The sequence below is a fragment of the Aminobacter sp. NyZ550 genome (assembly GCF_025628925.2).
Lineage (GTDB): Bacteria > Pseudomonadota > Alphaproteobacteria > Rhizobiales > Rhizobiaceae > Aminobacter > Aminobacter ciceronei.
In genome coordinates this window covers 5,153,743-5,172,064 of sequence record NZ_CP114190.1, presented here as the reverse complement: position 1 = coordinate 5,172,064, position 18,322 = coordinate 5,153,743, and the positions used below count along the sequence as shown (strand labels likewise).

Here is an 18,322-nt window from a genome sequence, read left to right as displayed (position 1 = left end):
GGTGCGTCCGCAACGGGAGACTGCCATGAACCGTAGAGCGCTTTGGCTGACCGCCGCGTCAGCCCTTATCGCCGTTTTCACGATGCCCGCCAACGCCCAGGAGCGCGTCGTCAACGTCTACAACTGGTCTGACTACATCGATTCGACGATCATCGAGGACTTCACCAAGGAGACCGGCATCAAGGTCGTCTATGACGTCTACGATTCGAACGAGATCCTCGAGACCAAGCTACTTGCCGGCGGCAGCGGCTACGATGTCGTCGTGCCGACTGCCAGCCCCTTCCTGGCGCGCCAGATCCAGGCCGGCGTCTACCAGAAGCTCGACAAGTCCAAGCTGCCCAACCTGACGAATGTCTGGGATGTGGTGAGTTCGCGCACCGCCGCCTACGACCCGGGCAACGAGTATTCGGTCAACTACATGTGGGGCACGGTCGGCATCGGCTACAATCAGAAGAAGGTCAAGGAAGCGCTCGGCATCGACAAGATCGACAGCTGGGACGTGGTCTTCAAGCCGGAACAGCTGGCGAAGCTCGCCGAATGCGGCGTCTATGTGCTGGATTCGCCGACCGACATCCTGCCGACGACGCTGAACTATCTTGGCCTCAAGCCGCAGTCGACCGAACTGGGCGACCTGTCCAAGGCGGAAGAGACCTTGCTCGCGGTCCGTCCGTCGATCCGCAAGTTCCATTCCTCGGAATACATCAACGCGCTTGCCAATGGCGACATCTGCCTGGCCGTCGGCTGGTCGGGTGACGTCTTCCAGGCGCGCGATCGTGCCGCAGAAGCCGACCAGGGGGTCGTCATCGACTACGTCATCCCCAAGGAGGGCGCCGAGATGTGGTTCGACCAGATGGCGATCCCGGCCGATGCCCAGCATGTCGCCGAGGCGCATGAGTTCATCAACTACATGCTGAAGCCGGAAGTTGCGGCGAAGGCCTCGAACTACATCTTCTACGCCAACGGCAACAAGGCGTCGCAGCAGTTCATCGACAAGGAGATCTCCAGCGATCCGGCGATCTATCCCGATGAAGCGACGCTCGCCAAGCTCTTCACCGTGCCGCCCTACGATCCCAAGACCCAGCGCGTGGTGACCCGCAGCTGGACCAAGATCGTCACCGGACAATAACCAAGGCATGCGGCCCGGCGCCATCGGCGCCGGGCTTCGCATCAGGGGCAGGTGGGAGAGGGAAATGAAATCGCTCGGCAATATCCGCAGGGACTTTGCGCCCTGGAACAAGCCAGACGCCAAGCCCTACATTCAGTTCAAGGACGTCACCAAGCGGTTCGGTGACTTCACCGCCGTCAACAATCTGTCGCTGTCGATCTATGAGCGTGAGTTCTTCGCGCTGCTCGGCGCCTCGGGCTGCGGAAAGTCGACGCTGTTGCGCATGCTCGCCGGCTTCGAGGAGCCGACCTCCGGCCAGATCCTGCTCGACGGTCAGGACCTCAGGGGCATCCCGCCCTATCGTCGGCCGGTCAACATGATGTTCCAGTCCTATGCACTGTTCCCGCATATGTCGGTCGAGCAGAACATTGCCTTCGGCCTCAAGCAGGACGGCATGCCCAAGGTCGACATCGACACCCGCGTCGCCGAAATGCTCAAGCTGGTCAAGCTCAGCCAGTTTGCCAAGCGCAAGCCGCACCAGCTTTCAGGCGGCCAGCGCCAGCGCGTCGCGCTGGCCCGGGCGGTGGCCAAGCGGCCCAAGGTTCTGCTGCTGGACGAGCCCCTCGGTGCGCTCGACAAGAAGCTGCGCGAGGAAACCCAGTTCGAGCTGATGGACCTGCAGCAGACGCTTGGCCTGACATTTGTCGTCGTCACCCACGATCAGGAAGAGGCCATGACCATGGCCGACCGCATCGCCATCCTCGACAAGGGCGAGGTGATGCAGGTGGCGACGCCCGCCGAGGTCTATGAAGCACCGGGCTCGCGTTTCGTCGCCGACTTCGTCGGCAACATCAATATGTTCGAAGGCAAGGTCGCCGACCGCGACGGCGCCGGCGCGACAATCACCAGCGCCAATGGCGTCACCATCCGCACGGCCAATGCCGGCGACGCCGCCGCAGGCAGCGAAGTCGCCTTCGCCATCCGGCCGGAAAAGATCAAGGTTTCGTCGAAGAAGCCGGAAGGCGGCGACAATGTCATGGAAGGCGAGATCTACGACATCGCCTATCTCGGCGACATGACCATCTTCCACGTCCAGATCGGCAACGGCCAGGTGGTCAAGGCGAGCTCGCTCAATGCGACGCGCGCCACCGAGGACCCGCTGAGCTGGGACGACAAGGCCTGGATCTCCTTCCGCAACGACGCCGGCGTCGTTCTGACGCGATAGGTGGGGTGATGAAACATCCGCTCTCGGCCATAACCGACCGCCTCGTCATCCTCATTCCCTATTTCTGGCTGCTGTTCTTCTTCCTCATTCCGTTCTTCATCGTCTTCAAGATCTCCCTGTCGACGACGGCGATCGCCATGCCGCCCTACACGCCTGTGCTCGGGCTTTCAGACGGCGTGTCCGGCCTGATAACGCAGATCGGCGAGTTCAGCTTCGACAATTACCTCTGGTTGACGCAGGACGCGCTCTACTTCAACGCCTATGTCTCAAGCGTGATCATCGCCGGGATCTCGACTTTGCTGGCGCTGATCGTCGGCTATCCCATTGCCTATGGCATGGCGCGTGCGCCGGCGACGATCCGGCCGACGCTGCTGATGCTGGTGATCCTGCCGTTCTGGACCAGCTTCCTGATCCGCGTCTATGCCTGGATCGGCATCCTCAAGCCCGAGGGTCTGCTCAACCAGCTGCTGCTCGCCACCGGCATCATCGACCAGCCGCTGGTGATCCTCAACACGCATACGGCGATCTTCATCGGCATCGTCTATTCCTACCTGCCGTTCATGATCCTGCCGCTCTATTCGGCGCTGGAGAAGATGGACTATTCGCTGATCGAGGCGGCGCAGGACCTCGGCTGCCCGCCGATGACGGCGTTCTGGAAGATCACCTTCCCGCTGTCGCTGCCCGGCGTGATCGCCGGCTGCCTGCTGGTGTTTATCCCTGCCGTCGGCGAGTTCGTCATCCCCGACCTGCTCGGCGGCTCGCAGACGCTGATGATCGGCAAGACGCTGTGGAACGAATTCTTCGCCAACCGTGACTGGCCGGTTTCCTCAGCAGTGGCGGTGATCCTGCTTCTGCTGCTTGTCGTGCCGATCATGTTCTTCCAGCAGGCGCAGGCACGCGCCCAGGAACAGGGGCGCTGAGATGAACGCGAGCTGGAGCCGCTTCAACATCACGGCCATCGTACTGGGCTTTGCCTTCCTGTATCTGCCCATCGTGCTTTTGGTCGTCTTCTCCTTCAACGAGTCCAAGCTCGTCACTGTCTGGGGCGGGTTCTCGACCAAATGGTACGTCTCCTTGTTCCACAATCAGGGCCTGATGGACGCGGCCTGGGTGACCATCCGCGTCGGCCTGATCTCGGCGACGATGGCCACAGTTCTCGGGACGCTCGCAGCACTTGCGCTGACCCGCTACACCAGGTTCCGGGGCAGGGTGCTGTTTTCGGGCATGGTGTTTGCGCCGCTGGTCATGCCCGAGGTCATCACCGGCCTGTCGCTGCTGCTGCTGTTCGTCGCCGTCGGGCTCGATCGCGGCTTCTTCACCCTGACGCTCGCCCACATCACCTTCTCGATGTGCTTCGTCGCCGTCGTGGTGCAGTCGCGGCTCGTCACATTCGACCGCTCGCTCGAGGAAGCGGCGATGGATCTTGGCGCCCCGCCTGTCAAAACCTTCTTTCAGATCACCTTGCCGGTCATCCTGCCGGCGATCGTCTCGGGCTGGATGCTGGCCTTCACGCTCTCCATCGACGACCTGGTGATTTCGAGCTTCACCTCGGGGCCGGGTGCGACGACGCTGCCGATGAAGATCTACAGCCAGGTGCGCCTCGGCGTGACACCCGAGATCAATGCCGCCTGTACAATCCTGATCGGCATCGTCGCCTGCGGCGTCATCGCCGCTTCGCTGGTCAACAAGCGGCGCGAGGTCCAGCGCCTGCGCGACGAACAGGCAGCACAGCGGGGGTGATCTGGCGTCCCGTGTCGTTGCCAGCAACTGCCACAACGGGATCCATGGGGCACCAGGAAAGAGGGCTTGGAGCAGCCGAAAAGGCGAGAGTTTCCAAGGGTATGCTACTGGATAAGCAAAAGTCGCCATGATAGCGTCTGGCGATTGTTTCAAGGAGTAGGGTCGATGACGCGTTTTCTAGCCACAGCAGCAGCTTTGTCTTTCGTCGCATTGGCCGCTACGGCCTGTAACACCCCGCAGGAGCGCGCGGTCGGCGGCGGCGCCGTCGGTGCCGTGGGCGGTGCCCTGGTCGGCCAGGCCATCGGCGGCAACACCGGCGCGACCGTCGCGGGCGCCGTCATCGGCGGCCTTGCCGGCGCGATGATCGGCGCGGGCACGGCGCCCGGCGAATGCCGCTACCACCAGTACGACAACCGTGGCCGGCCGATGTACGACCGCTACGGCAAGCCGGTGACCTATCTGGCGCCCTGCCAGTAAGCACCCCGCCATCGCGGATAATTTCGTCCCTCGGGACAGCAAAACGGCGCGCTCCGGATGAAACGCGCCGTTTTTTGTTTTTAATGCACTGCTCGACAACGAGCTTTGTCTGTCGAGAATGTTGCCGGCTATGCGTGGCCTTGCTGACCTCGGGGGCGCAAGCAAGCAGATGCGATTTTTTACTTTCGAGTGGGCGACGGGCGAGGACAGCGAACGTGATCCGGTCACGGATTATGCGCAATTCCTAAGTGCGGCTGACCTGGCCGAACCCGTCCGACAACTTGCAACATCGATCAGTTTGAATGAGGCCCTGTTGGATTGCGTTGTCTTCAACAGCGCAGCACGGGAATTGAGGCTGTCGCTCATTACCGGCGATCTGCAAGTCGGCTATTGGCGAACGGAAATCACCTACCTAGGCGCTGTGGTCAAGAACCAGGAGGTGCTGTCTCAGGCGGTTGCAAACCGCTCGAGCGAGGTGTGGTACGATGAGTTTGGCGTTCTAGCTAAACAGCCCTCGCATAGCTTTCTTTTGGTGCCTGAGAATTTTCGCCGCGCCACCAAGGGGCAAGAGTTCAACATCGAGTTCACATCATTCGGATTCGTCCAGCATGCCGTGTCGAAACGATCGCTTTCGACTGTGCATGACGTCTCGGTGTGGTGTTGAAGGCCAATTGCCGAACGCGTCGCGCTTGCGTTTCTATTCGCCCAGCTAGTCGGCGACGGCCTTGGCCGTTGCCGCCGCAGCGGCGCGCGAAACCTCCGGCAGCGCCATGTGGTCGCTGGCGATCGACAGCAGATAGTCCGTTGCCCGCTCCACCGGCCGTCCAGCAGACCGGATGCTGCCTCGATCAGGTTGCTGTCATATCAGTCGGCAAAGCGCTCGTTACGCCAGTCCCTGCCGGGTGCGAGCAGGCCGATGGGATCCCTGGTCGACCAGCCGATGTCGCGCAGCCTCGAAAGATCCAGGGGCCTCGGATCGGGCATGACAGGGCGCCGGCATTCGGGGACAGGTCAGCCGCAGAATGCGCGGACGATCTTGCCGGTCGCGGGATCGGTTTCGACCGTGACGCGTTCCTGGCGGAAATCCATCGTCGCCGGATCGCCCGGCTTGTGCTGGCGAACGATGGTTGCACCGGTCAGCCGCTTGACCTCGTCGTCGGCGATCCGGTCCTTGCCGGCGAGTGATTCTGCCGCAGCGCGATCGCAGATCCCCGACGTCGGCTGTGCTGCCACAGGCTCTTTCTGGCATCCGGCGAGGATGATCATCGTCGTGGCAATGCCGGCGGCAACGCGCAGGTCGATCATCGGAATGTTCCTTTGATTCGCAGTTTCAGCAGATGATCGGGCCGGAATGCGGCTGCGCTATGCAAGGCCGCGCTGCCTGTCATCAATGCTTGAAGCTGTCTTGGGGGAGGAAAATGGTACGGTTGGGTGGGCTCGAACCACCGACCTCCGGATCCACAATCCGGCGCTCTAACCAACTGAGCTACAACCGCGTACCTGTTGGTGCGGCGTCAATACGGACTCTTCGGACGCATTTCAAGAGCTTTGCGCATATTCCACTGCGGCGATTTGCGCTGCCTGTGGGAAGTCGTTGAAATCAGGCCTTCCGGCGCCTGCAAAAAAGAAAAAGGCCGGCGGGAGGAGGTGCCGGCCTTTTCCTTTATGTGACCAGCGGGAGGAGGTGCTGGCCGCTTCGCCCGGCAGGCAGAGGGAGGAGGAACCGCCCGCCGGGTATCTTGTTGGTCGCTATCAGGCGGCCTTGAGGTCTTTCAGCGCCTTTTCGAAAGCGGTCTTGACCGGCTTCGAGACGTCTTCGGCGGCCTTCGAGGCAACGGCCTGGAATTCCTTGGCCTGCTCGACGGTCTGCTCGACGCGGCTGCGCAGATAGGAGGTCTGCAGCTCGACGATCTCCGACAGCGTCTTGGCGCCGGCGAGAGCTTCGAGATGCGAGAAACCAGCCTCGGCATTGGTGCGGAGCGCGGCAATCGCCTTGAGCGACAGCTCGTTGGTCACGCTGCGGGCGGTCTCGTAGCTCGACTCGATGGTCTTCTGGGCTTCTTCAGCACCGGTCTTGAGCTTGGTGTAAGCGTCCTTGGACTGCTCGACGCCCTTTTCGGCGAAGGCGCGGAACTGGTCGGAGGCCTTGGAAACGTCGAAGCTCGGCAGTTCAACGGTATCTGCGAATTCTGCGGTCTTGGTCTTGGACATTGTCTCACCCTGTGGACTGGACGGGGTGGTGTCACCCGTCTCGTTTATTCGCATCTTTCATATAGGGTATCTCATTGTGCATTGCAATATCTATGTTGCGGTGCACCATTTCGGCTTGGCGCAGGTTAACCACGTGACGAGAATAATCTCGCTCTATGACAGCTGTTTGCTAGACCTTGGCGATGACGGCTTTTATTAACAAAGCGTTAATTGTGAGAATGCGCGCCTTGCGGGACATGTGAATGCCGTCAGCAGCCTATTCCTTTATCGACGTCGCGGTCGTTGATCGTGTCAGGCAGCGTTTTGCTGCCGGCGACGCCATCGTCGTGCTGTCGGTCGATCTCGAGGACGTGCTTTGGGCCAATGGTCCGGGCGCTGCCGTGCTCGGCTATGACGACATCGATGCGGTGATCGGCGCGCCGTCGCGGCTGGGGCCGATTGCCCGCCGCCAGATCGCAGCGACGTCAGGCTTTCCCGACATCGGCCGCGACCGCTCCATCATGGTGCGCGTGGCGTCAGGCCTGACGAGCGCCGCCGTTGCCTTTGTCGCCAGTTCGGTCCGGCTGCCGGGTGGCGCGGCCGCAATCATGCTCGCCGTTCCCGCCAGCGCGCGGGGCGCCAAAGCCATCGCCGCCAACGCCATCAGCGGTTTCACCGAGCAGGGCCATTTCCTGGCTTTCCTCGACGCCCAAGGGGAGGTCGAGGCCGCAACCGATGGCTTTGCCAAGCTCGGCATCGCAGCGTCGACGCTGGCCGGGTTGGTATCGGCGGTCGGCCGTGAGCGCGACCGCATCATCAAGCGGGCCATTCCCGCGACCGGCGGCTATCTGCCGGCTGGCCTGGCAAGGCTGACCGATGAGCCGGCGCGCCACCTGCTCGTCGTTGTCGACGAGCGCCTGGAGGTGATGGAAGACGCTGTGGCCGGCGAACAACAGGAAGCAACCCCTGCCGGCACCGCGCGCGTCGCGGCACCGCCGACAGGCGATCCGGCGCCCGCGCCGGTTCCCGCACCGGCGACGGCGCAGTCGCAGGACCATACCGACCACGACCATTGGTATTTCAGCCCCGAGGAACGCGAGAGCCGGGCCGGCGTCACCGTTCGGGCGGCAATGGCCGACAGGGCGGTTGCAGCGCCTGTCGATGCTGAAGTCACCGGGGCCGCTGTCATCGAACCTGCCGCAGACGGTCCAACCAGCGAGCGGGTCTCAGCGCCGGAGCCGGTCGCCCGGTCGGCCACCCCGCTGGAGCGGGCCGCCGAGCCGGCGTCTTCGCCGGCCACTGTTGCCGAAGCGGCTGACATTTCGCAGCCCTTGGAAGGACCTGTCATCGCGGCAGAGCCCGTTGTGGCCGCTCAGCCCGCGCCATCGCAGCCGGCGCCGCCCAGGCCGGCTCTGGATCGCTCGGCAGCCCCCGTCCGCTTCGTCTGGCGCACCGACGCCGATGGCCGTTTCAGCGCCATCTCGCCGGAATTCGCGGCCGTTGTCGGCGACCATGCGGCCGATGTCGTCGGCCGCCGGTTCCAGGATGTCTCGACCACCTTCGAGCTCGACCCCTCGGGCGAGATCGCGGGCCTGCTGCAGCGCCGTGACACCTGGTCCGGCCGCTCGGTGCTCTGGCCGGTTGCCGGCACCGACAGGCGTATCCCTGTCGATCTCGCCGCATTGCCGGTCTATGGCCGCGACCGCAGCTTCGAAGGTTTTCGCGGATTTGGCGTGGCACGCCCCGGCGAAGCGGTCATCGACCACGAGCGCATCGGACTGGCGCTGGTTCCCAACGGCAAGCATCCGCAGCAGGCCGAGCCACAGCCGGGCGCAGTCGAAGTGCCGCCTGCAGCCGACACCATCGCCGTTGAACCGGCGAATCACTTAGCTGTCGAGCCTGCTGTACTGGCGCCTGAAGCCAGTCCGACCGAAGCCAGGCAGCTGGCACCGGAGGTTGCTGAAACACCTTCCGTTGAACCCCGGCAAGCCGCCGAGCCGAACAACGCTGATGACCCTTTCGCCGGCGAAGTTCCGGCTCTCGAGATCGATCGCAAGCATGATCGGCGCTATTCCGACAAGGTGATCCGCCTGGCCGAGCACCGGCCGACGGCGGCTGAAGAACCCGCCAATGGCAAGGGCCTCTCCAGCACCGAGCGCAGCGCATTCCGCGAGATCGGCGAGAAGCTGAAGCGCGCGCACGAGATCGTCGCGACAAGGCAGCAGGCGGCAGCCACTGAGGCGGTCGAGATTCCAACAGCTGAGAAGCCTGAGGCGACGTCCGCGGCGGAAAAGCCAGTTTCGGAAACGAACGGCGAAGCCGCCTCGGCCGAGATCGCGGCCTATGCTGAAGCCGCGGCCGCTGAAACGGCCGGGCATGTGCTGGTGGCAGATGAATCCCCCGAGCATGCTGTCGGCGAAAAGCCGGAGCCAAATGGAGCGGCTGATGCCGAGGAGCCGGCGACTTCAGACGCGGCTCTGCCCGCACCCGTCGAACAGCTTGCCGTCGAGAGTGCGGAAATCGTCTCGCTGGCTTCGATGCGGCCGGTCGAGCCTGTCATCGAAGCCGTCGATGTCACGCGCAATGAGCCGGAAAAGCCGCCGCTGCGCGCCGAAGAAATCATCCCGTCCCTGGCCGCTGGGCGCGACACACCCGTCGATGCACCTATCCTCGAGCAACTGCCGGTGCCGGTGCTGATCCATGCCGGTGACGTGCTGCACTACGCCAATGCCGAGTTCCTCGACCTGACCGGCTACGGCTCGGTCGACGAACTGTCGCGGGCAGGCGGTCTCGATGCCCTGTTCGCCGAGAGCTACGGCGACCAGCCCGGTTCCGACCACGACCTGAAACTGAAGACCCGCGACGGCGACGAGTTCCCAATCGAAGCTGTGTTGCGCTCGGTGCCGTGGCAGGACGGCAAGGCGCTGATGCTGGTCGTCCGCCGCATCAGTGCCGACGACGAGGTCGAGGATGCCGTCGAACAGGTCGCCGAACTCGAAGAGCGTCTCGCCGAGATGCGCACGATCATCGACACCGCCACGGACGGCGTTGTGCTGATCGACCGCGACGGTGCCATCCGCTCGATCAGCCGTCCGGCCGAGGCCCTGTTCGGTTTCGACAGCGAGGAGGTTACCGGCAAGCCGTTCTATTCGCTGTTCGCCATCGAGAGCCAGCGCGCCGCGCGCGACTATCTCGTCGGGCTGTCCGAACATGGCGTGGCAAGCGTGCTCAACGATGGCCGCGAGGTCATCGGCCGCGAGGCGCAAGGCCGGTTCATCCCGTTGTTCATGACCATCGGACGCCTGCCCAACGACAGCGGCTTCTGCGCCGTGGTCCGCGACATCACCCAGTGGAAGCGCGCCGAGGAAGAACTGACCCAGGCGCGCGCCGTGGCCGAGCGGTCGTCGTCCCAGAAGACCGATTTTCTCGCCCGCATCAGCCACGAGATCCGCACTCCGCTCAACGCCATCATCGGTTTTTCCGAACTGATGGTCGACGAGAAGTTCGGCCCGGTCGCCAATGACCGCTATCGCGACTATCTCCGCGACATCAACCGCTCCGGCAACCATGTGCTGTCGCTGGTCAACGACTTGCTCGACATTTCCAAGATCGAGGCCGGCCAGCAGGAGATGGATTACGAGGCGGTGTCGCTCAACGACACCCTTGCCGAGACCGTGGCGATGATGCAGCCGCAGGCCAATCGCGAGCGCGTCATCATCCGCTCCAGCTTTGCCTCGCGCCTGCCCGAGATCGTCGCCGACCGACGCTCGATCCGCCAGATCGCGCTCAATGTGCTGTCCAACGCCGTGCGCTATACCCAGGCCGGCGGTCAGGTCATCGTCTCGACCTCCTACGAGACCTCGGGCGACATCGTCATGCGGGTGCGCGACACCGGCATCGGCATGAGCCAGGCCGAGATCGAGCAGGCGCTGAAGCCGTTCAAGCAGATCAACTCGCTGAAGCGCTCGCGCGGCGACGGCACCGGTCTCGGACTGCCGCTGACCAAGGCGATGGTCGAGGCCAATCGCGCCCGTTTTGCCATCGCGTCGACGCCCGGCGAGGGCACGCTTGTCGAGGTGACTTTCCCCTCGACGCGCGTCCTTGCCGAGTAGTGGCTTGTTAGCGAGGTGCGACATTTCCGCACATTTTCGTGAACAAGCCATGCGATTGTTAGAAATTGTCGAACAAGTCCTTGAATCCGGTATGAAATGCTCCAGTTTAGAAATTTTCTAAACTATTGATATGGCTGACCTTTAAACTTGACCGGAAGTGTCACGATGACCATAGGGGAAGCAGTCTCGAAATCGAGGCTGCCATATGTTCCCTGAGGGAATTTGCCCCCTTTGGCCAGGAGAGAAAAATGAAGATTGGAAACGCCAGGTCGACCGTCGCAGGCGGTGCGCTTGCCATTGCCGCACTCTTCACCACGTCGGCGCTCGCCGATGGCGTCGTGAACATCTACACCTATCGCCAGCCCGATCTGATCAAGCCGGTTCTCGAGGCCTTCACGGCCGAGACGGGCATCAAGACCGAAGTGCTGTTCCTCGACAAGGGGCTTGAGGAACGCGTCCTGGCAGAGGGCGCCAACTCGCCCGCCGACGTCATCATGACCGTCGACATCGCCCGTCTCACCTCGGCCAAGGAAAAAGGCGTCACCCAGCCGCTGGTCGACGAGGAAGTCAACAAGCTGCTGCCGGCCGAGTATCGCGATCCGGATGGCAACTGGTTCGGCGTCACCAAGCGCGCCCGCGTCATCTACGCCTCGAAGGAGCGCGTCAAGGACACCGCCATCACCTATGCCGAGCTTGCCGATCCCAAGTGGAAGGGCAAGATCTGCATGCGTTCGGGCCAGCACGACTACAACCTCGCTTTGTTCTCGGCAGCCATTGCCCACTGGGGTCCGGAAAAGACCGAAGAGTGGATGAAGGGCCTCAAGGCCAACCTCGCCAAGAAGCCTGACGGCGGCGACCGTCCGCAGGCCGGCGCGATTGCCGCCGGCGAGTGCGACATCGCCATCGGCAACACCTATTATGTCGGCCTGATGCGCAACAACGAGAAGGACCCGAAGGAAAAGGAATGGGGCAACGCCATCAACGTGCTGTTCCCGACCTTCGAGAACGGCCTGACTCACGTCAACATCTCGGGCGCAGCGCTCGCCAAGAACGCGCCGAACCGTGACAACGCGGTCAAGCTGATCCGTTTCCTGGCCAGCCACAAGGCCCAGCAGGTCTACGCCGAGAAGAACTACGAATATCCGGTCGAGCCGGGCCTCGAGCCATCCGAGACGGTCAAGGCGTTCGGCACGCTCAATGCCGACACCCTGCCGCTGGTCGATGTCGCCAAGGGCCGCAAGCCAGCGTCCGAGATGGTCGATCGCGTCGGCCTCGACGACGGCCCGAGCAGCTGATAGGCAGCGACATGAACTGAGGAAAAGCCGGGCCGGGCGATGATCGGTCCGGCTTTTCTGCATTGGCGCAGCGGCCCGAAAACGGCATCGATTGAAGACGAAGCGCAGATTCGATGGAGCGTCATGTGCGTCCAACGGGAACGCGCGACGCCGCAGAGAGGATTGATCTTTGCCGACGACAGGCGGAGCAGAGGCGGGAGCATCAGGCGTGGCGTCGGCCGCGGGCGTCAGGCCGTTGCCCGTCAAGCGCCTGCGCCATCCGCTTATCGGCACGCTGGCGCTCGCCGTCGGCATCGTCGTCATCCTGCCGGTTCTGTCGCTCGCTTTCGTCGCGCTTTCCGGTACGGGCGAGGACTGGCCGCATCTGATCGCCAACGTGCTGCCCGGCGCCACGCGCACGACGCTGGCGCTGCTGGCGATGGTGGCCGCACTCACATCGATTGCCGGCGTCGCCTGCGCCTGGGCGGTCGTCGCTTATGATTTTCCCTTCCGCCGCATCCTGTCCTGGGCGCTGGTGCTGCCGCTGGCCGTGCCGCCCTATCTCGCGGCCTATGCCTTTGGCGAGTTCTTCCATTACCAGGGGCCGGTGCAGAGCCTGGTCCGCGCAATTTTCGGTTTTGAGACGATCCGCGACTACTGGTTTCCCGATATCCGCTCGACCTGGGGCACGGCCTTCGTACTCGCCTCTGTGCTCTATCCTTACGTCTATCTCACCACCCGCATCGTCTTCCTGATGCAGGGCCGCAACATCGCCGACGTCGCCCGCACGCTCGGCGCATCGCCGGCACGCGTGTTCTGGCGCGTGCTTCTGCCCGTGGCGCGGCCGGCCATCGTTGCCGGTGTCGCCCTGGTGCTGATGGAGACGATCAACGACATCGGCGCCGCCGAATATTTCGGCGTCCGCACGCTGACGGTCGCCGTCTACACCACCTGGCTCAACCGCGGCAGCCTGGAGGGTGGCGCGCAGATCGCCATCCTGATGCTGGTGCTTGTGCTGCTCCTGCTCGTCGCCGAGCAATGGGCGCGCCGGCGTCAGCGCTTCCATTCCGGGCGCGGCACCCATCTCAAGGTTCATCCGCCTCGCACAGCCCTCAAGGGCTGGAGGCGCTTTGCCCTGCCTGCCGCCGTGTCGTTGCCGATCCTCAGCGGCTTCGGCGTGCCGATCACCATTTTCGGCCAATATGCCTCGCGCCGGCTCGAGCAGTTCGTCTCGCCCGACGTGGCCAGCGCCTTCCTCAACAGCCTGATGACGGCGTCGCTGACGGCCATCTTCACCGTCGTCATTGCGCTGTTCCTGCTTAATGCCCAGCGCCTGTCGAAAGGCCGGGCCATGGCCGCCACCGTGCGTCTCGCCTCGGTCGGCTACGCCCTTCCCGGAGGCATTCTCGGGCTCGGGCTGCTGTTCGTGCTGGCACGCTTCGACAATTCGCTCGATACCTTTGCGCGCGCCTGGCTCGGATTCTCGACCGGGCTGCTGCTCACCGGCTCGGCCGCGGCGGTGATCATTGCCTGCACCATCCGCTTCGTTGCCCTGGCCGAGGGCGCGGTCCGCTCCGGCATGGAGAAGCTGCCTGGCAGCCTCGACGAAGCTGCGCGCAGCCTCGGCAAGACGCCGGCGCAAAGTGCTGCCAGCGTGCTTCTGCCATTGCTCAAGCCGGCGATCCTGACAGCTGCGGTTCTCGTCTTCGTCGACACCGTCAAGGAACTGTCGGCGACCATCCTGCTCAGGCCCTTCGGCTTCAGCACGCTGGCGACGCATGTCTATGAAAACGCCTCACGCGGCGTCCCGGAAGAAGGGGCGGTGGCGGCAATCGTCATCATCATTACCGCCATGGTACCGGTGGTGTTGCTTTCGGGCGCGCTGGTGCGCGACGCCGAGGCATCGCTCTAAGTTCTTTTTAGACCAGGCTAAAGAAAAAGGCGCCACTGGGGCGCCCTTGAGGTAGATGCTGTTTCAACGGGGACTTGAGCTGAACTGGCTATCCTCAGAGATGAGGAAAGGGATTTCTCCCTCAAGTTAAAAACGACTATCAGGGTCGAACCTTAACAGCACCTTACCCCAGTGATGGAAAATTTACGAAAGTGTACCACTCCTGAAGTCTAGGTAAATTTGGCGGTTACGTCTTGTTAAGCATGCCGCGTCTCAGCTCCTGAGCTGCGCGATGTCGCTGTAGAGATCCAGCGCTTCGGGATTGGCCAGCGCCTCCTTGTTCTTGACGGGGCGGCCATGGACGATGTCGCGGACGGCGAGTTCGGTGATCTTGCCCGACTTGGTGCGCGGTATATCGGTGACCGCCACGATTTTGGCCGGCACGTGGCGCGGGCTGGCGCCGGTGCGAATCTTGGTCCGAATGCGCTTCTCCAGGTCCTCGTCGAGGGTGACCCCGGGCGCGAGGCGAACGAACAGCACGACGCGCACGTCGCCGTCCCAGTCCTGTCCGATGCAGATGGCTTCAGTGATCTCCGGCATCTGCTCGACCTGGTTGTAGATCTCGGCGGTGCCGATGCGCACCCCGCCGGGGTTCAGCGTCGCATCCGAGCGGCCATGGATGATCATGCCGCCATGCGCGGTCCATTCGGCGAAGTCGCCATGGCACCAGACATTGTCGAAACGCTCGAAATAGGCGGCGTGATACTTCTTGCCGTCGGGGTCGTTCCAGAAGCCGATCGGCATCGCCGGGAACGCCTTGGCACAGACCAGTTCGCCCTTCTCCTGGCGCACCGGCTTGCCGTCGTCGTTCCAGACGTCGACGGCGAGACCGAGACCGGCGCCCTGGATCTCGCCGGTCCAGACCGGCTCGGTCGGCACGCCGAGCACGAAGCACGAGACGATGTCGGTGCCGCCCGAGATCGAGGCGAGGTGGATGTCTTTCTTGATGCCGTCATAGACGAAATCGAAACCTTCCGGCGACAGCGGCGAGCCGGTCGACGAAATGGTGCGCACGCTGCCGAGATCGTGGCTGTCGATGGGCCTGAGACCCGCCTTGCGCACGGAATCGATAAATTTCGCCGAGGTGCCGAAATAGGTCATCTTCTCGGCATCGGCGAAGTCGAACAGCACATTGCCGTCGGGATGGAACGGCGAGCCGTCATAGAGCAGCAGCGTCGCCTCCGCGGCCAGGCCCGAGACCAGCCAGTTCCACATCATCCAGCCGCAGGTGGTGAAATAGAAGAAGCGGTCGCCCGGCTTGAGCCCGGCATGCAGGCGCAGTTCCTTGACGTGCTGGATCAGCGTACCGCCGGCCGAGTGCACGATGCATTTCGGGATGCCCGTCGTGCCCGACGAGAACAGGATATAGAGCGGATGCGAAAAGGGCAGGGGCTCGAACGTCACAGCCTTTGCCGCGAATGGCGCCAGCGCATCGTCGAGCGCCTCGGCCTTGCCGATGGTCGCGGCAACGTCTGTCGCAGTGCCGAGATAGTCGACGACCAGCACCTTGGTCACACTTCCGAGCTTGCCGGCGACGGCTGCGATCTTCGATCCGACCTCGATATGCTTGCCGGCATACCAGTAGCCGTCGGGTGCGATGAACAGCTTTGGCTCGATCTGGCCGAAGCGGTCGAGCACGCCCTGTTCGCCGAAGTCGGGCGAGCATGACGACCAGACGGCGCCCAGCGAGGCGGTTGCCAGCATTGCGGCCACCGTCTCCGGCATGTTCGGCATCATCGCGGCGATGCGGTCGCCCTTGGCAACGCCAAGCGACACGAACAACTGCTGCAGCCTCGATACCAGTGCCGCAAGTTCGTCCCAGGTGAGCCGGCGCTCGACCTTGTCCTCGCCGCGGAAGACGATGGCCTCGCCGCTGCCCGAGCCGCGCAACAAGTTCTGCGCGAAGTTCAGGCTGGCATCGGGGTAGAACTGTGCTCCCGGCATGCTGTCGCCATCAACGAGCACGCGGCCGCCCTTGTCGCCGATAACGCCGCAGAAGTCCCAGACAAGATCCCAGAACGCCTCGCGCTCGCTGATCGACCAGGCATGCAGTTCGGCATAGTTGGTGAACGACTGGCCGGCGCGCGCACCCGCCGCAGCCATGAACGCCGTAAGGGGCGCTTGCGCCACCTGCGTTGACGAGGGCGTCCAAAGCGGCTTTTCGACAGTCATCGGCATCTCTCCCAGAACGCGCATGGTTATGCATGTCGCACTGCAGCAGATCAAGGAAATGTCGATTAGCGCCATTGCGCTGTGCGCAAACGTCATCGCATGGCCACAAAGACTTGAAATGCCGCGTTACTCGGTTACACCCGTTAGCCACAACGGCGCAGCACGGGCGGCACAAGGGCAACATGCCATCACCACTGTTCAGGCGCAGCATCTGGACGATCACAGGACTCATCATCCTGATCGCCGCCACCGTTGCCGCCGTGCCGTTCATCGCTTCCACCCAGATCGTCAAGGACCGCATCGCCTTCGAGATGAGCGCGTGGAGCGGCTTCCGCGTGTCGATCGAAGGCACGCCCGATATCGAGATCTGGCCGGTGTTCCGCGCCACCCTGACCGACGTCACCCTGACCGACTGGGATGACGAGAAGGGTTCGCCGGTCATCGAGGCCGAACGCGTTGAAATCGAGCTGTCGGCGCTTTCGGCGCTCAGCGGCAATGTCGATTTCTCCGACGCGCATTTCATCCGGCCGACTTTGCGCCTGAAGCGGCTTGCCGACGGCGGCGTGGAGATGCCGCATTCGACCGGCGGTCGCCTCAGCCGCGCCATCGAGCGTGCCCGCGCCACCGTCGCGTCGAATCCTGCCGAACCTGACCTCAGTGCGCTGCCTGATGACGAATTCGGCGCCGTCGAGTTCATCGATGGCCGCGTCGTGGCCGTTTCCGACGAGGGCGAGGACGAACTCCTGAGCGACCTCACCGGCAAGGCCAGCCTGCCGGCGCTAAACAAGGCCGGGAAGCTCACGGCAACCGGTGTCTGGCATGGCGAGCAGGTGGCGATCGAATTGTCGTCGCCGCGTCCGCTGATGCTGTTTGCCGGTGGCGAGGCACCGATCGTCGCTTCGCTGAAATCGGCGCCTGTCGAAGCCTCGTTCGACGGCACCATCGACATGGGCCCCGATGCGCATGTCGACGGCCAGGCCAAGATCGTATCGCCGTCCTTCCGGCGCATGCTGGAATGGTCCAGGCCGGGCATCCTGCCGGGAAGCCCTGTCGGATCGATTTCGCTCGCCTCCAAGATTACGGGCGATCTGTCCCGCCTCAAGATCGAGAACGCGCAAGTCACGCTCGACGGCAATCCCGGCATGGGCATCCTCGATCTGTCGCTCGATGGGCCCGTGCCGGCGCTTTCGGGCACACTGGCTTTCGACACGCTCGACCTGATGACGTTTGCCTCGTCCTTCGCGCCCATGACCCCGGCAAACGGGCCCACGGCGGCCGAGATCGACACCAGCTTTTCCGACCGCATCAATCTCGATCTCAGGCTGTCGGCGACGAAGGCGACGGCCGGTTCCATCGCGCTCGCCGAGGTCGCGGCAACGGCACAGGTCAAGGGTGGGCTGGCGGCATTCGACATTTCCGATGCGGAAGCCTTTGGCGGCAATGTCCAGGCCAGCATCCGTTTCGACCGTAAGCCGGCCGGCACACAGGCGGAGATGCGGTTGCTTGCGTCCGACATCGACGGCGGCGCCTTCGGCACCGCGGCGGGCATGAGCCACATCGTGCCGATCGGCCGCGGCACCGTGTCGGTAATCCTCCATGGCCCGGGCCTGAACTGGAACACGCTGCTGGAGAATGCCAACGGCTCGGTCGCCGCCACCTTCGGCGTCGGCGCGATTGCCGGGCTCGACATGCCGGCCTTCCTCAAGCGTACCGCCGATCGCGGTTTCTTCTCGCTCGACGAAGTCTCGGGCGGTACGCTGCCGGTCGATGGTGTCGAGCTCAAGGCGACCATCTCCAACGGTGTTGCCAAGATCGACAAGGCGGAGGCACGCACGCCGACGAGCCGCATCTGGCTGACCGGCATCGTGCCTTATGTCGGTCGTGGGCTCGCGCTCTCGGGTGCGATCGAGGCCAAGGAGATCACCGCCTCCACCTCGACGACGACAACCCCTGTTGCACCGGCGGTGCGGCCAACGGCATTCTTCGTCGGCGGCTCGTGGAGCGCACCGTTCATTTCGCCGCTGGTGGCGCCCGTTATCTCGTCGCCTACGGGCGACTGACCCCTGTCGCTTTAAG

General features: G+C 63.5%; 13 protein-coding genes and 1 tRNA gene. 10 read left to right on the top strand and 4 right to left on the bottom strand.

Annotation, left to right across the window (positions count from 1 at the left end; all coding sequences use genetic code 11):
* Positions 1-25: 25 nt before the first annotated feature.
* The 6 genes from N7E70_RS25705 (at position 26) to N7E70_RS25680 (ending at position 5,211) form a co-directional block, all read left to right on the top strand.
* Positions 26-1,126: a polyamine ABC transporter substrate-binding protein gene (locus tag N7E70_RS25705; protein ID WP_067965212.1), complete on the top strand. Its 1,101-nt coding sequence runs from the start codon at positions 26-28 to the stop codon at positions 1,124-1,126.
* Between the two features lie 64 nt (positions 1,127-1,190).
* Positions 1,191-2,330 (top strand): ABC transporter ATP-binding protein, encoded by a 1,140-nt coding sequence (locus N7E70_RS25700; RefSeq protein WP_154385333.1) that lies wholly within the window; start codon positions 1,191-1,193, stop codon positions 2,328-2,330.
* Between the two features lie 8 nt (positions 2,331-2,338).
* Positions 2,339-3,250 carry an ABC transporter permease subunit gene (locus N7E70_RS25695; protein ID WP_263008009.1) on the top strand — a complete coding sequence of 304 codons (912 nt, stop codon included), beginning with the start codon at positions 2,339-2,341 and terminating at the stop codon, positions 3,248-3,250.
* A gap of 1 nt (position 3,251) precedes the next feature.
* Positions 3,252-4,070, top strand: coding sequence for an ABC transporter permease (locus N7E70_RS25690; RefSeq protein ID WP_067965207.1), 819 nt, complete (start codon positions 3,252-3,254; stop codon positions 4,068-4,070).
* A 165-nt stretch (positions 4,071-4,235) separates the two neighbouring features.
* Positions 4,236-4,547, top strand: coding sequence for a hypothetical protein (locus tag N7E70_RS25685; protein WP_067965203.1), 312 nt, complete (start codon positions 4,236-4,238; stop codon positions 4,545-4,547).
* Positions 4,548-4,677: 130 nt separating this feature from the next.
* Positions 4,678-5,211 carry a hypothetical protein gene (locus N7E70_RS25680; protein ID WP_263008008.1) on the top strand — a complete coding sequence of 178 codons (534 nt, stop codon included), beginning with the start codon at positions 4,678-4,680 and terminating at the stop codon, positions 5,209-5,211.
* Between the two features lie 347 nt (positions 5,212-5,558).
* On the opposite strand, the gene N7E70_RS25675 is transcribed toward N7E70_RS25680, so the two are convergent.
* The 3 genes from N7E70_RS25675 to N7E70_RS25665 all read right to left on the bottom strand — a co-directional run bounded on the left by N7E70_RS25675 (position 5,559) and on the right by N7E70_RS25665 (position 6,758).
* Positions 5,559-5,852, bottom strand: coding sequence for an I78 family peptidase inhibitor (locus N7E70_RS25675; RefSeq protein ID WP_192318258.1), 294 nt, complete (start codon positions 5,850-5,852; stop codon positions 5,559-5,561).
* A 114-nt stretch (positions 5,853-5,966) separates the two neighbouring features.
* A tRNA-His gene (locus tag N7E70_RS25670) sits at positions 5,967-6,043 on the bottom strand.
* A gap of 256 nt (positions 6,044-6,299) precedes the next feature.
* Positions 6,300-6,758 carry a phasin gene (locus N7E70_RS25665; protein ID WP_067965195.1) on the bottom strand — a complete coding sequence of 153 codons (459 nt, stop codon included), beginning with the start codon at positions 6,756-6,758 and terminating at the stop codon, positions 6,300-6,302.
* Between the two features lie 242 nt (positions 6,759-7,000).
* Here N7E70_RS25665 and N7E70_RS25660 point away from each other — a divergent pair, with 242 nt between their 5' ends.
* The 3 genes from N7E70_RS25660 to N7E70_RS25650 all read left to right on the top strand — a co-directional run bounded on the left by N7E70_RS25660 (position 7,001) and on the right by N7E70_RS25650 (position 14,035).
* Positions 7,001-10,849, top strand: coding sequence for a PAS domain S-box protein (locus tag N7E70_RS25660; RefSeq protein ID WP_263008007.1), 3,849 nt, complete (start codon positions 7,001-7,003; stop codon positions 10,847-10,849).
* A 248-nt stretch (positions 10,850-11,097) separates the two neighbouring features.
* A complete protein-coding gene (locus N7E70_RS25655; RefSeq protein ID WP_263008006.1) occupies positions 11,098-12,144 on the top strand; it encodes a Fe(3+) ABC transporter substrate-binding protein in 1,047 nt (348 codons plus the stop codon).
* 418 nt (positions 12,145-12,562) lie between these two features.
* Entirely contained in the window at positions 12,563-14,035 is a 1,473-nt protein-coding gene (locus tag N7E70_RS25650) for an ABC transporter permease (RefSeq protein WP_246340853.1), read from the top strand.
* 252 nt (positions 14,036-14,287) lie between these two features.
* On the opposite strand, the gene N7E70_RS25645 is transcribed toward N7E70_RS25650, so the two are convergent.
* Positions 14,288-16,246, bottom strand: a complete 1,959-nt coding sequence (locus N7E70_RS25645) for an acetoacetate--CoA ligase (RefSeq protein ID WP_263008005.1) — start codon at positions 16,244-16,246, stop codon at positions 14,288-14,290.
* Between the two features lie 182 nt (positions 16,247-16,428).
* On the opposite strand from N7E70_RS25645, the gene N7E70_RS25640 reads away from it, so the two are divergent.
* Positions 16,429-18,306 carry an AsmA family protein gene (locus tag N7E70_RS25640; RefSeq protein WP_263008004.1) on the top strand — a complete coding sequence of 626 codons (1,878 nt, stop codon included), beginning with the start codon at positions 16,429-16,431 and terminating at the stop codon, positions 18,304-18,306.
* Positions 18,307-18,322 lie beyond the last annotated feature (16 nt).

What these genes read in the sequence shown, in the direction of transcription:
- N7E70_RS25665 (WP_067965195.1), bottom strand. Translation starts at nt 6,758, where the DNA reads ATGTCCAAGACCAAGACCGCAGAATTCGCAGATACCGTTGAACTGCCG.
- N7E70_RS25675 (WP_192318258.1), bottom strand. Translation starts at nt 5,852, where the DNA reads ATGATCGACCTGCGCGTTGCCGCCGGCATTGCCACGACGATGATCATC.
- N7E70_RS25705 (WP_067965212.1), top strand. Translation starts at nt 26, where the DNA reads ATGAACCGTAGAGCGCTTTGGCTGACCGCCGCGTCAGCCCTTATCGCC.
- N7E70_RS25680 (WP_263008008.1), top strand. Translation starts at nt 4,678, where the DNA reads ATGCGTGGCCTTGCTGACCTCGGGGGCGCAAGCAAGCAGATGCGATTT.
- N7E70_RS25690 (WP_067965207.1), top strand. Translation starts at nt 3,252, where the DNA reads ATGAACGCGAGCTGGAGCCGCTTCAACATCACGGCCATCGTACTGGGC.
- N7E70_RS25650 (WP_246340853.1), top strand. Translation starts at nt 12,563, where the DNA reads ATGGTGGCCGCACTCACATCGATTGCCGGCGTCGCCTGCGCCTGGGCG.
- N7E70_RS25645 (WP_263008005.1), bottom strand. Translation starts at nt 16,246, where the DNA reads ATGACTGTCGAAAAGCCGCTTTGGACGCCCTCGTCAACGCAGGTGGCG.
- N7E70_RS25660 (WP_263008007.1), top strand. Translation starts at nt 7,001, where the DNA reads ATGCCGTCAGCAGCCTATTCCTTTATCGACGTCGCGGTCGTTGATCGT.
- N7E70_RS25695 (WP_263008009.1), top strand. Translation starts at nt 2,339, where the DNA reads ATGAAACATCCGCTCTCGGCCATAACCGACCGCCTCGTCATCCTCATT.
- N7E70_RS25655 (WP_263008006.1), top strand. Translation starts at nt 11,098, where the DNA reads ATGAAGATTGGAAACGCCAGGTCGACCGTCGCAGGCGGTGCGCTTGCC.
- N7E70_RS25685 (WP_067965203.1), top strand. Translation starts at nt 4,236, where the DNA reads ATGACGCGTTTTCTAGCCACAGCAGCAGCTTTGTCTTTCGTCGCATTG.
- N7E70_RS25700 (WP_154385333.1), top strand. Translation starts at nt 1,191, where the DNA reads ATGAAATCGCTCGGCAATATCCGCAGGGACTTTGCGCCCTGGAACAAG.
- N7E70_RS25640 (WP_263008004.1), top strand. Translation starts at nt 16,429, where the DNA reads ATGCCATCACCACTGTTCAGGCGCAGCATCTGGACGATCACAGGACTC.